Origin of the sequence: Massilia sp. NP310, from assembly GCF_019443485.1 — a bacterium.
Classification (GTDB): Bacteria; Pseudomonadota; Gammaproteobacteria; order Burkholderiales; family Burkholderiaceae_D; genus Telluria; species Telluria timonae.
Genome location: NZ_CP080379.1, coordinates 1,688,568 through 1,700,986, shown reverse-complemented (window position 1 = coordinate 1,700,986; position 12,419 = coordinate 1,688,568). Strand labels below are relative to the sequence as shown.

The window sequence follows — 12,419 nt, the reverse complement described above, 5'->3', positions numbered from 1 at the left end:
TGTAAACCTTGGTTAATCGGTCATTTGACCGCGGCTTGGCGCTTGTAGACTGGCCGTGCAGTCCGATGAAGCCAACCGTGTACAAATCTACCATGGAGCAGCGCCATGTCCCGCATCGACTTCGCCAGTCCCTACCGCGTGCAAGGCACGATCACTTCCTTCGGCGAGCTGGCCAAGAAGAACCCTGACGTGGTCTACAAGATGCCCGACGAACTGGTCGCCGAGGCCAGGCTGCACGATGAGCAGATGGCCGCGCGCCTGGAAGCAGGGCGCCGTTACGCCGACCTGCATCCCGACAAGATCCATGCCCAGATCACCTTGGGCGGCAAGACGTTGGCGACGATCTACGACTCCGGCGTCACCCACCTCGAGCGGGAAGCCTACGGCGCGCAACTGACCAATGATGGCGAGGGGCTGGCCTTGGCCGACGCCCGCATCGCCGACATCCTGAAGGCGATTCCGGGAGAGGTGAAATACAGGGATTTGACCGACCCGGGAGGTCGCTCGGCGCGTGCCGCGCCGGACTCGGCGCTGCCGAAGGTGACTGCGCGCAGCCTCATGCAAATCCTGCAGGACCTGGACTGGAAACTGGCGCGTGCGCGCATCGACGAGGGCACGCCCGGGGCTTGAGTGAATTGTCGAGAAGGCCAAAGCGACGATGGGAACGCCGTCGGGCGTGCCGATGGCGGTCTCGATTCAGGCTCGCGGAGGCAGGGTGTCCATCGGCAGCAGGCGATGCACCAGTTTCTCCGACAAGCGGCGCAAGCGATTCGCTGTGCCGGCGGGCGCCAGGAGGTCCAGGCGGCGGCCGAAATGGCTGACGCCCGGCAGCTCGACCCCGAACAATTGCTGGCGTTGCGGGTCGTTATCGAAACGCCCCAGATCGGACGGCGCCGCGCTGCGGAAGGCTTTCATCCAGAAGTGCCCGTAGGTGTAAATGAGCGATTTACGCACGCGATCGGTTTCGTTGGCTTCGGCCATGTGCAGCACGTGGGTGTTGAACAGCACGACGTCACCGGCGCGCGGCACGATGCGCACCGTGGCGCCGGACCCGGCCAGCGTCGGTCGATGCGGATTCACGTGCAGTGGCGGCAGGTGCTGGCTGCCGGGGATGAATGACAGGCAGCCCTGGTTCGGCGCCAGGTCTTCCAGGTAAAAATGGGCTTTGGCCAGGAAGCCCGGCGCGTGGGCGGGATTGACGCCCGAGACGCGCGCGATGTCGGAGTGGTAGGGGCTGGTGAAGGTCGGGCCGGGAAAGAACAGGCGCGCACTGGTCTCCTGCAACGCGATATCCTCGCCCACCGTCGCCCGCAGCAGCGGGAGCAGCTGCGGCAGGTCGACGAGGTCGACGAATACCGGGTCGGCGTCGAGGATGGCAGGCAGGTCGTGGAAGCGCTTGCCGCTGGCGCGCGCCTGGTCCGTCGCCTGCGCGTGACGGGCGGCGGCGGCATCGAAGGCGCTGCGCGCGGCGTCCCGCACCGCCTGCGGCAGCAACTGTTTCAGGTGAACGAATCCTTGTGTATTGTACTGGAGCGTCAGGTCAAGCAGCTGGTCGGTGGAGAGCATGGTCGATGGAGAATCCGGCGGCGTTGGAGAACAGGTTGAATTGGGCATGCGTGGTCGCATGCCAGGAGTGCAGGCGCGCATGCGCGCAGGTGGCTTCGCGCGCGGGCATGTCGGCGCGCAGGCGCCGCACGGCGTCGGCCACGCCTGCCGCCGAATTGGCGCGCAGCAGCAACCCGGCCGCATGGCAGCGCACCACTTCGGCGGTGCCGCCCACGTCGCTGGCCAGGGCCGGCGCACCGCAGGCCATCGCCTCGAGCAGCACGTTGGCCCAGCCTTCGCGGTTCGAAGCCAGCACCAGCGCGTCGGCGGCGCTGTAGCAGGTGCGCAGTTGGTCCTGTGTGAGGAGGCCGAGGAAGCGAACGCGCTCGTGCACGCCGAGTTCGTGGCACAGGGCCATGAGCTCGCCGCGTTCCGGGCCGGCGCCAACGATCATCAGGCGCACGCCGGGCAGTTCCGGCAGCGCGGCGATGACCTTGTCGTGACCCTTGCGTTCGATCAGGTGACCGACCGAGAGCAGGGTAAAGCCCTCGACGCCCAGCGTCGCACGTGATCGCGCATAGGGTTCCGGATAGAACAGATCGAGATCGACGCCGTTGCGCAGCGCATGGATGCGTTCTCCTGGCAGGCCGAGGCGGATCATGTCCTGGCGCAGCGCCTCGCACACGCTGATCATTGCGTACGCGGCATGCGCGGCCTGGCGGATCAGGCGGCGTGGCCAGGCGTGGCCCGGCAGCTGCGTGATGTCGCTGCCGAGGGCGCTGATGACGACCGGCTTGCCATAATGGCGCCCCAGCATGGCTGCAGCCACGCCATCGGGATAAAAGTAGTGAGCGTCGATCACGTCGAAATCGCCGCCCTGCGCGAGCAGGCCATCGATGGCCCGGCGTGCGGCGTGATACAGCGTCCAGGGCGTCATGTACATGCCGATCCGGGGCACATTCGCGTAGCGTGGATGCAGCACGTGCACGCCGTTACGGACTTCCTCGAGCGGTACCCGCGCATAGCGGGCATAGCGCCCGAAGAGGCCCGCGGTCGACGGGAACCACGGCACCGGCGCGACCACCACCGCGCGCATGGGGTGAAGGCGCAACTGCTGGCGCAGGCTGGTCTCGGTGAAAATGCCGTGGTGCGGCTCCACGGCATTCGGGTACAGAGTAGAGAACGTCAGGATATTCAGCATCGGGGTCGCTGGCAACGTTGATCGGTCGCGCCGCCATCAATCGATGATGATTCGGACGATGGGTATCGCCATGCAATTCCCATGCCTATCTGCAATCACTTGATTTTGTTCAGTATCTAAAACTTAAGTTATTCTGTTGTAAGTTTTATCGACAGTCAGTTACGGTCGGGCGCGCAGCGCCCACGGGAGCGTATTGTGGATGGTCGTGGCTGCAATCGCAGCCTGGCCCGCGGCCACCGCGATCTGGTTCAGTCCGCGGGTGACGTCGCCGATGGCGAACAGGCCCGGCACCGAGGTGCGGCAATGGTCATCCACCAGCAGCTTGTCGCACTCGACGGTCTCGGCGCCAAGCGCCGCAGCCAGTCCCGAACGTGCGCTTTCCCCGAGCATGGGATAGAACACATCGCATGCATAGTCCTGGCCGTCGCGCGTGTGCAGCACCGGTCGCAGCTCGTCGGTCAGGGTCACGCCGGCCAGCGGCGAGGTGATGTGCCGCACGTTCGCCGCTTCCAGCTGGCGTTTTTCGTCGGCGTCGACCGCCGATTCCTCGGTCCGCTCGAACAGCAGCACCTCGGTGCTGAAGCTGCGCATGAACAGCGCATGGCCGACCGGATTGACCTCGGAGGTGGCCACCGCGATGCGCTTGTCGATCACGTCGAAGCCGTCGCACACCGGGCACAGGCGCACGGCGCCGGCGGCCACCGCTTCTTCCCAGCGCTCGACCGGCATGCCGGCGTCGGCCACGCCGGTGGCCAGCAGCACCGTATGGGCGCGCAGGGTCGTCAAATCTCCCTCGGGACTGCAGCAGTCGGCCTCGAACAGCCCGTCCTCGATGCGCAGGTTCGTGATTTCGCCCGGAATCACATGGCCGCCGTAATTGCCGAGCTGGCAACGGAGCTGGTCCAGCAACTGCTTGCCGTTGATTCCGTCCGGAAAGCCCGGATAGTTGTGCGAGACGGGAATCCAGCCCAGCCGGCTATTGCCCTTGTCGACCAGGGCGACGTTGCGGGTGAAGCGGTGCAGGTAGATGGCGGCGGTCAGGCCGCCGGGCCCGCCGCCGACGATGAGCGTGTCGAATACATTGGTTTTCAGTTCCATGCGGCCGATTATCCCGAGCCGCTCGCCGGCAGGCTATCGGCGCGTGCCTCAACGCCGGGTCGGCATCGGCTTACAGGCGCGCCCTCAGAGCGATTTGCCGCCCGCGGCCTCGGGCTGCAGGGTCACGTGATCGATGCCGTGCCGTTCGCGCAGCATGGCGCGCACCGCTTCCAGCACCGGCGGCCATTCTTCCAGGCTGCGGATCTCGATATGGCCGATCAGGGCGGGGTGGCCTGGCGACATGTCCCACACATGCATATCATGCACGGCCAGCACGCCGTCGACGGCGGCCATGTCGGCGCCGACCTGCACGTAGTCGATCGCGTGCGGCACGCCTTCCATCAGGAAGTGGTACGACTCGCGCAGGATGCCGCTGGTCGAGCGCAGGATCAGGAGGGCGACGAAGATCGACAGGATCGGGTCGGCCTGCACCCAGCCGGTGATGTAGATGATGGCGCCGGAGGCGATCGCGGCCAGCGAGCCGAGCAGGTCGCCCATGACATTGACCAGGGCGGCGCGGGTATTGATGCTGTCGTTATTGCGCGAAAGAATCCATGCCACCAGCAGATTGATCGACGCGCCCAGGGCCGCGACCACCAGCACGATGCCGCCTTGTACATGCTCGGGATGGATCAGGCGCTGCACCGCCTCGTAACCGATCCAGGCCACCAGGCCCAGCATCGCCAGGCAGTTGACGAAGGCGGCCAGCGCCTCGGCGCGCACGAAGCCGAAGGAGTGGCGGGCCGACGGCGGACGCTTGGCGATCAGCTGGGCCAGCAGGGCCAGGCCGAGGGCGGCGGCATCGGTCACCATGTGACCGGCATCCGAGATCAGGGCCAGCGAGTTGGACAGGAAGCCGGTGATCACTTCGATCACGGCGAACAGCAGGGTCAGGCCGAGCGCCACCGCCAGCGCCTTCTGGCTGCGCGCCTCGATCGAGTGCGAATGGCTGGCGTCGCCGTCCAGGTGGGCGTGCAGGTGCGAAGGGTCGAGCGGCTTGTAGGTCATCGCTTGCGAAGTAAATATGGTGGCTGACCGCAAGTGTAAAGCATACGCCAGAGGGCAGGGGCGGGCCCTGCGGCAACTATTTCCGTGCGAGGGTTGCGGTTCCGCCATGCGGTCCTTATAATGGCGGCATCGGGCGGTTAGTTCAGCTGGTTAGAATACTTGGTCGACATCCAAGGGGTCGCAGATTCGAATTCTGCACCGCCCACCAGAACACAGAAATTCAAAGAAGCGTAGCGAGCGGAAGCAGTTCTGGTTGAGAAGCGCAGCCGTACTTTAGTACGGCGAGCATCGCAAACCGGAAATGCGAACGCGCAGTAGCTTGTTTGGGTTTCGTTGAGTAAGAGCGAGAAAGGCACCGACGGTTATGACACCGCGAACTACAACCTGGTTGTGGGGGAATCGCTAGACGCGAAGGGGTGTGCTTTTGCTCAACACAACGGAAAAACGCGGCTAGTGCCGCGTTTTTTTTCGTCTTTTAAATTTTCATTGTCTTTTTGTTTATTTTCACCGGCGCGTGCGCCAATTGGAGAACAGCATGCTGAACGTTCGACTTCCCGATGGCTCCAGCCGTCAATTCGACGGCCCCGTGACGGTGGCCCAGGTAGCACAGAGTATTGCCCCGAGCCTGGCCAAGGCCGCCCTGGCCGGCAAGGTCAACGGCAAGGTGGTCGATACCTCGCACTTGATCGAGAGTGATGCGGATCTGGCGATCGTGACCGACCGCGACCCGGAAGGCCTGGACGTGATCCGTCACTCGACCGCCCACCTGCTGGCCTATGCGGTCAAGGAACTGTTCCCGGAAGCCCAGGTCACCATCGGCCCGGTCATCGAGAATGGCTTCTACTACGATTTCTCGTACAAGCGTCCATTCACCCCGGACGACCTGGCCGCCATCGAAAAGAAAATGGTCGAGCTGGCCAAGAAGGACGAGCCGGTCACCCGCAAGGTGCTGCCGCGCGACGAAGCCGTGGCCTATTTCAAGTCGATCGGCGAAGCCTATAAGGCCGAGATCATCGCCTCGATCCCCGCCAATGAAGACGTGTCGCTGTACAGCGAAGGCGGCTTCACCGACCTGTGCCGCGGCCCGCACGTGCCGTCGACCGGCAAGCTGAAGGTCTTCAAGCTGATGAAGCTGGCCGGCGCCTACTGGCGCGGCGACTCGAAGAACGAGATGCTGCAGCGCGTGTATGGCACCGCCTGGACCAAGAAGGAAGACCAGGAGCAGTACCTGCACATGCTCGAAGAAGCGGAAAAGCGCGACCACCGCAAGCTCGGCAAGGCATTGGACCTGTTCCACTTCCAGGAAGAAGCGCCGGGCCTGGTGTTCTGGCACCCGAAGGGCTGGACCGTCTGGCAACAGGTGGAGCAGTACATGCGCCACAAGTACCAGGCCAGCGGCTACAGCGAAGTCAAGGCGCCGCAGATCCTCGACCGCACCCTGTGGGAAAAGACCGGTCACTGGGAAAACTACCGTGACAATATGTTCACCACCGAGTCGGAAAACCGCTCGTACGCCCTCAAGCCGATGAACTGCCCGGGCCACGTGCAGATCTATAACTCGGGCCTGCGCTCCTACCGCGACCTGCCGCTGCGCTTCGGCGAATTCGGCCAGTGCCACCGCAACGAATCCTCGGGCGCGCTGCACGGCCTGATGCGCGTGCGCGGCTTCACCCAGGACGACGGCCACATTTTCTGCACCGAAGAGCAGATCGAGGCCGAAGTGACCGCCTTCCACTCGCAGGCGATGGCGGTGTACGACGATTTCGGCTTCGCCAACATCGACGTCAAGCTGGCGCTGCGTCCGGAGGGCCGCATCGGCTCCGACGAAGTCTGGGACCAGGCCGAAGAGGCGCTGCGTTCGGCGCTGCGCGCCTGTGGCGTGGAATGGACCGAGCTGCCGGGCGAGGGCGCCTTCTATGGCCCGAAGATCGAGTACCACCTGAAGGATAGCCTCGGCCGTCCATGGCAGGTCGGCACGATGCAGGTCGACTTCTCGATGCCGGGCCGCCTCGGTTCCGAGTATGTCGCGGAAGACAATACCCGCAAGGTGCCGGTGATGCTGCACCGCGCGATCGTGGGCTCGATGGAGCGCTTCATCGGTATCCTGATCGAGAACTATGCCGGCGCGCTGCCGCTGTGGCTTGCGCCGGTGCAAGTAGCGGTGCTCAATATCTCCGACGCACAGGCTGACTACGTCAAGGAAGTTGAGCAAAAGCTGCGCCAGGCGGGCCTGCGCGTTCACGCTGATTTGCGGAACGAGAAGATCACCTATAAAATACGTGAACATTCCGTCCAAAAACTGCCGTATATCCTCGTTGTCGGGGATAAGGAAAAGGACGCGAACACTGTGGCCGTGCGTGCCCGCGGCAATGTCGATCTGGGCGTGATGTCCGTCGACGCGCTCGTGGAGCGTCTGGTAGGCGAAGTTGCCGCCAAGACGAAATAATCCCGGCCAATACCAATACATTCAAAGGAAAAGACATAGCTACTGACAAGCAGAATCGCATCAATGGCGAGATCACCCATCCGGAAATGCGTTTGAACGGTGTGGACAACGAGCCGCTGGGCATCGTGACCCTGGCCGAAGCGTTCCGTCTGGCCGAAGAAAAGAACGTCGACCTGGTTGAGATCGCGCCAAATGCGGTCCCTCCGGTTTGCCGCCTGATGGACTACGGCAAGTTCAAGTATTCGGAGCAGAAGAAGGCCCACGAAGCCAAGCTCAAGCAGAAGATCATTCAGGTCAAGGAAATCAAGTTCCGTCCGGGCACCGATGAAGGCGACTACAGCATCAAGCTGCGCAACCTCATCAAGTTCCTGGAAGAAGGCGACAAGACCAAGATCACCTTGCGCTTCCGTGGCCGCGAGATGGCGCACCAGGACATCGGCCTGCGCATGCTCGAGCGCCTGCGCGGCGACCTGGAGCCGTATGGCCAGGTCGAGCAGTTCCCGAAGCTCGAAGGTCGCCAGATGATCATGGTGGTCGCGCCGAAAAAGAAGAAGTAATTCTTCGCGCGAGGTAGATACACGGCCGGGTCCGTGGTGCTGGCGAAAGCCGGCGCCGCGGCCCGGCTTTCACACGTCCGTGTCGCGCGGGCGGGTGTGCGGATTGCCGGATGAGTTGCCGGGGGCCATGCTATTCCCCCAAAACCTGTGCTACAATCTGCGATTCCTGTTTTTAGAAACAGGTTGTAGCAGACTCGCTTCTGCTGCAAGACAAGTGAAAGTAGGCATCCAAGAGCAGCGTTGCTGCCACCTGCAATCCTGTCCCATATGAGGCTGTCCGCAAGGGCAGATGACTATGCCAAAAATGAAAACCAAGAGCTCCGCGAAGAAACGTTTTCGCGTGCGTCCGGGCGGTACCGTCAAGTCGGGCATGGCCTTCAAGCGTCACATCCTGACCAAGAAGACCACCAAGAACAAGCGCCAGCTGCGCGGCACCCGTAACATCAATGCGTCGGACGTGACCAGCGTCTACCGCATGATGCCATCTGCTGTTTAATCTCACACTAAGGAGCTAATATGCCTCGAGTAAAACGTGGGGTTACTGCACGTGCCCGTCACAAGAAAGTTCTTGAACTTGCCAAAGGCTACCGTGGCCGCCGCAGCAAGGTATACCGTATTGCCAAGCAAGCAGTCATGCGCGCTGGCCAGTATGCCTACCGCGATCGCCGCAACAAGAAGCGCGTCTTCCGCGCACTGTGGATCACCCGTATCAACGCGGCTTCGCGTTCGCACGGCATGACCTACAGCGCCTTCATGAACGGCCTGAAGAAGTCCGCGATTGAACTGGACCGTAAAGTCCTGGCCGACATGGCTGTGCATGACAAGCCGGCATTCGCCGCGATCGTCAGCGCCGTCAAGGCCAAGCTGGCCGCTTAATTCAAGCAGTCTGCTAGCAAGTCAGTGCCGCGTTAGCAATAGCGCGGCGCACTAGAAGCGGGGCAAGGGTCACACCTGTGCCCCGTTTTTGATTCTGGCGTCTCCCGCCAACGAAAAACAGGAAAAGAACAAGCATGAACCTGGAAGAACTCGTCGTCGCGGCTAGGTCCGACTTCGCGGCCAGCCTGGATGCCGCCGCGCTCGAAAATGCGAAAGCCAAGTACCTGGGCAAGACCGGCCAGGTGACCGACCTCATGAAGGGCCTCGGCAAGCTCGACCCTGAACAGCGCAAGGCGCAGGGCGCCCTGATCAATGCCGCCAAAGAACAAATCGAACAGGCCTTGACCGCGCGCCGCGAGGCGCTCGCCGAAGCGCAGCTGATGCTGCGCCTGTCCGCCGAGAGCATCGACGTCACCCTGCCGGGCCGCGGCCGCTCGAAGGGCGGCATCCACCCGGTGATGCGCACCTGGGAGCGTGTGGAGCAGATCTTCCGCTCGATCGGCTTCGACGTCGCCGACGGTCCCGAGATCGAGACCGACTGGACCAACTTCACCGCACTGAACAGCCCCGAGAACCATCCGGCGCGTTCGATGCAGGACACCTTCTATATCGAGGGCAACGACAGCACCGGCAAGCCGCTGCTGCTGCGCACCCACACCAGCCCGATGCAGGTGCGCTACGCGCGCACCCATACGCCACCGATCAAGGTGATCGCGCCGGGCCGCACCTACCGCGTCGACAGCGACGCCACCCACTCGCCGATGTTCCACCAGGTCGAAGGCCTGTGGATCGGCGAGGACATCAGTTTTGCCGACCTCAAGGGCGTGTACCTGAACTTCGTCAAGGCGTTCTTCGAGACCGACGACCTGCAAGTGCGCTTCCGTCCGTCATACTTCCCGTTTACCGAGCCGTCGGCCGAGATCGATATCGCCTTCGGTTCCGGTCCGCTCAAGGGCCGCTGGCTGGAAGTGTCGGGCGCCGGCCAGGTGCACCCGACCGTCGTGCGCAATTTCGGACTGGATCCGGAAAAATTCATCGGCTTCGCGTTCGGCTCCGGCCTCGAGCGCCTGACGATGCTGCGTTATGGAATCAACGACCTGCGCCTGTTCTATGAAGGCGATCTGCGTTTCCTGAAGCAGTTCAATTAATTTGCGAAGCTGAGGTAGAAAGAATATGCAATTCTCGGAAAACTGGCTCCGTTCCATCGTCGATCCGAAGATGAGTTCGGATGAGCTGTCCCATCTGCTGACCATGTCCGGCCTCGAAGTGGAAGAGGTCGAGGCGGTCGCGCCGCCGTTCTCGAACGTGGTGGTGGCCGAAGTCAAGGAAGTGGTGAAGCACCCGAACGCCGACCGCCTGAACGTGTGCCAGGTCGATGCCGGTACTGGCACGCTGCTGAATATCGTGTGCGGCGCGCCGAACGTGCGCGCCGGCATGAAGGCGATCTGCGCCAAGTCCGGCGCGCTGCTGCCGCCGGGCGCCGACGGCAAGCCGTTCGAGATCAAGACCGGCAAGTTGCGCGGCGTCGAGTCGCAGGGCATGATGTGTTCAAGCAAGGAGCTGGGCATCTCGGAAGAGAGCAGCGGCCTGATGGAACTGCCGGAAGACGCCCCGGTCGGCCAGAACATCCGCGACTACCTGGGCTTGAACGACCTCAAGTTCACCATCAAGCTGACCCCGAACAAGGCCGACTGCCTGTCGGTGCTGGGCGTGGCGCGTGAAGTGTCGGCCCTGACCGGCTCGCCCCTGAGCCTGGCGCCGACGCGCGCCGTGCCGGTGAGCAGCGACGAAATCCTGCCGGTCAAGGTGTCGGCGCCAGACCTGTGCGGCCGTTTCGCCGGCCGCGTGATCCGCGGCCTGAACGCGCGCGCGGCCACCCCGGAATGGATGAAGCGCCGCCTGGAACGCAGCGGCCAGCGCTCGGTGTCGGCCCTGGTCGACATCTCCAACTATGTGATGCTCGAAGTCGGCCGTCCGTCGCACGTGTTCGACCTGGCCAAGATCCACGGTTCGCTCGACGTTCGCTGGGGCAAGAAGGGCGAGTCGCTCAAGCTGCTGAACGGCAATACCGTCGAGCTCGACGAATGGGTCGGCGTGATCGCCGACGACAAGGAGATCGAGTCGCTGGCCGGCATCATGGGCGGCGATTCCACCGCCGTCTCGCTGGACACGACCGACATCTACCTGGAAGCGGCGTTCTGGTGGCCGAACGCGATCCAGGGCCGTGCCCGCCGTTATAACTTCTCGACCGATGCGGCGCACCGCTTCGAGCGCGGCGTCGACTATGCGACCATTCCCGACCATATCGAGCGCATCACCGCGCTGATCGTCGAGATCTGCGGCACCGGCGAGACCAAAGTCGGCCCGGTCGACGACCAGATCGTGAATCTGCCGCAGCGCCAGCCGGTGCTGCTGCGCACGGCGCGCGCGCAGAAGGTCATCGGCGTGCCCCTGAGCGACGAGTTGATCGCCGACATCTTCACCCGCCTGGGGCTGGAGTTCACGCGCGGCGAGGGCACGTTCCTGGTGACGGCGCCGTCGTACCGCTTCGACATCGAGATCGAGGAAGACCTGATCGAGGAAGTGGCGCGTGTGTATGGCTTCGAGAACATTCCAGCCAATCCGCCGGTGGCGCCGAGCGCCATGCTGATCGCGCCGGAAAACACCCGTTCGCTGTTCGCAATCCGCCATCAGCTGGCCGACCTGGGTTACCAGGAAGTGGTCAATATGAGCTTCGTCGAGAGCGCCTGGGAGGCCGATTTCGCCGGCAATCCCGAGCCGATCCGCCTGCAGAACCCGATCGCCAGCCAGCTCTCCGTGATGCGTTCGAGCCTGATCGGCAGCCTGGTCGCCAATGTGCGCTACAACATCAACCGCAAGGCGGGCCGCGTGCGCGCCTTCGAAGTCGGCGCCGTGTTCAAGCGCAATGGCGAGGTCCAGGATGGTCCGCTGGCGGTGGCCGGCTTTGATCAGCCCAAGCGCGTGGCCGCGATCGCCTACGGTCCCGCCGCGGACGAGCAGTGGGGCATGCCGACCCGCGCCGTCGATTTCTTCGACGTGAAGGCCGACCTGGAAGCGCTGTTCGCTCCGCGCCAGCTGCGCTTCGCCAAGGCCGAGCACCCGGCGCTGCACCCGGGCCGCTGCGCCACGGTCGAGCTGGACGGCAAGCAGATCGGCCTGGTCGGCGAGCTGCATCCGCGCTGGCTGCAGAAATATGACCTGCCGCAAGCGCCGGTACTGTTCGAAGTCGATGCCGACGCCCTGTGCGAGCGCGTGGTCCCGCGTTACACCGAGATCTCGAAGTTCCCGGGCGCCACGCGCGACCTGGCGCTGGTGGTCAAGCAAGACGTTCCGGCCCAGCGCGTGATCGATGCGTTCAATGCCGAGATCGCCGTCAATCCTGCAGGCAAGATCGTGCAAGCCGTTGTTTTGTTTGATGAATATCGCGGCAAGGGCCTGGAGACGGATGAAAAAAGTCTTGCTTTCCGCTTTAGCTTGCAAGATACTCAATCGACGCTGCAGGACGAAGCGGTCGATGCCATCATGGCAGCGGTCGCCGAATCGGCGTCGACGAAACTGAACGCGCGGCTGCGCGCATGAGTAGCGAAACAAGCAGAGAAATCCGATAGTAGCTACAGTCCATGACGGGCAAGCCAGGCTTGTCCGTCATCCGAAACATCGTTCGACT

11 protein-coding genes and 1 tRNA gene are annotated in these 12,419 nt (G+C 63.4%); 8 read left to right on the top strand and 4 right to left on the bottom strand.

The features are described 5' to 3' along the window. Positions 1-105: 105 nt before the first annotated feature. The gene (locus KY496_RS07380) at positions 106-630 is read left to right on the top strand and encodes a hypothetical protein (protein WP_005667409.1); all 525 of its coding nucleotides are present in this window, start codon (positions 106-108) and stop codon (positions 628-630) included. Between the two features lie 66 nt (positions 631-696). Here the strand turns inward: KY496_RS07380 and KY496_RS07375 are convergent, their stop codons facing one another. The 4 genes from KY496_RS07375 to KY496_RS07360 all read right to left on the bottom strand — a co-directional run bounded on the left by KY496_RS07375 (position 697) and on the right by KY496_RS07360 (position 4,852). Continuing rightward, on the bottom strand, positions 697-1,566 hold the full coding sequence (locus tag KY496_RS07375; RefSeq protein ID WP_005667411.1) for a phytanoyl-CoA dioxygenase family protein: 870 nt from the start codon (positions 1,564-1,566) through the stop codon (positions 697-699). Further along, positions 1,541-2,746: a glycosyltransferase gene (locus KY496_RS07370; protein ID WP_005667413.1), complete on the bottom strand. Its 1,206-nt coding sequence runs from the start codon at positions 2,744-2,746 to the stop codon at positions 1,541-1,543. The genes KY496_RS07375 and KY496_RS07370 overlap by 26 nt, the downstream gene beginning before the upstream one ends. Positions 2,747-2,905: 159 nt before the next feature. After that, positions 2,906-3,844 carry an NAD(P)/FAD-dependent oxidoreductase gene (locus KY496_RS07365; protein WP_005667414.1) on the bottom strand — a complete coding sequence of 313 codons (939 nt, stop codon included), beginning with the start codon at positions 3,842-3,844 and terminating at the stop codon, positions 2,906-2,908. A gap of 84 nt (positions 3,845-3,928) precedes the next feature. Next, positions 3,929-4,852, bottom strand: coding sequence for a cation diffusion facilitator family transporter (locus tag KY496_RS07360; protein WP_005667415.1), 924 nt, complete (start codon positions 4,850-4,852; stop codon positions 3,929-3,931). A gap of 131 nt (positions 4,853-4,983) precedes the next feature. Here KY496_RS07360 and KY496_RS07355 point away from each other — a divergent pair. From KY496_RS07355 to pheT, 7 genes are all read left to right on the top strand, one after another. Then, positions 4,984-5,060, top strand: a tRNA-Val gene (locus KY496_RS07355). Positions 5,061-5,387: 327 nt separating this feature from the next. Further along, the gene (gene thrS / locus KY496_RS07350) at positions 5,388-7,298 is read left to right on the top strand and encodes a threonine--tRNA ligase (protein WP_005667417.1); all 1,911 of its coding nucleotides are present in this window, start codon (positions 5,388-5,390) and stop codon (positions 7,296-7,298) included. Next, positions 7,298-7,855: a translation initiation factor IF-3 gene (gene infC, locus KY496_RS07345; protein WP_267871919.1), complete on the top strand. Its 558-nt coding sequence runs from the start codon at positions 7,298-7,300 to the stop codon at positions 7,853-7,855. Before thrS ends, infC begins: the two co-directional genes overlap by 1 nt. Before the next feature lie 295 nt (positions 7,856-8,150). Continuing rightward, positions 8,151-8,351: a 50S ribosomal protein L35 gene (gene rpmI, locus KY496_RS07340; RefSeq protein ID WP_005667419.1), complete on the top strand. Its 201-nt coding sequence runs from the start codon at positions 8,151-8,153 to the stop codon at positions 8,349-8,351. A 20-nt stretch (positions 8,352-8,371) separates the two neighbouring features. Continuing rightward, positions 8,372-8,731, top strand: coding sequence for a 50S ribosomal protein L20 (gene rplT, locus KY496_RS07335; RefSeq protein ID WP_005667421.1), 360 nt, complete (start codon positions 8,372-8,374; stop codon positions 8,729-8,731). 134 nt (positions 8,732-8,865) lie between these two features. Beyond that, positions 8,866-9,879 carry a phenylalanine--tRNA ligase subunit alpha gene (gene pheS / locus KY496_RS07330; RefSeq protein WP_005667423.1) on the top strand — a complete coding sequence of 338 codons (1,014 nt, stop codon included), beginning with the start codon at positions 8,866-8,868 and terminating at the stop codon, positions 9,877-9,879. 25 nt (positions 9,880-9,904) lie between these two features. Then, positions 9,905-12,331 carry a phenylalanine--tRNA ligase subunit beta gene (pheT, locus tag KY496_RS07325; protein WP_219864359.1) on the top strand — a complete coding sequence of 809 codons (2,427 nt, stop codon included), beginning with the start codon at positions 9,905-9,907 and terminating at the stop codon, positions 12,329-12,331. The last annotated feature ends 88 nt before the right edge of the window (positions 12,332-12,419 follow it).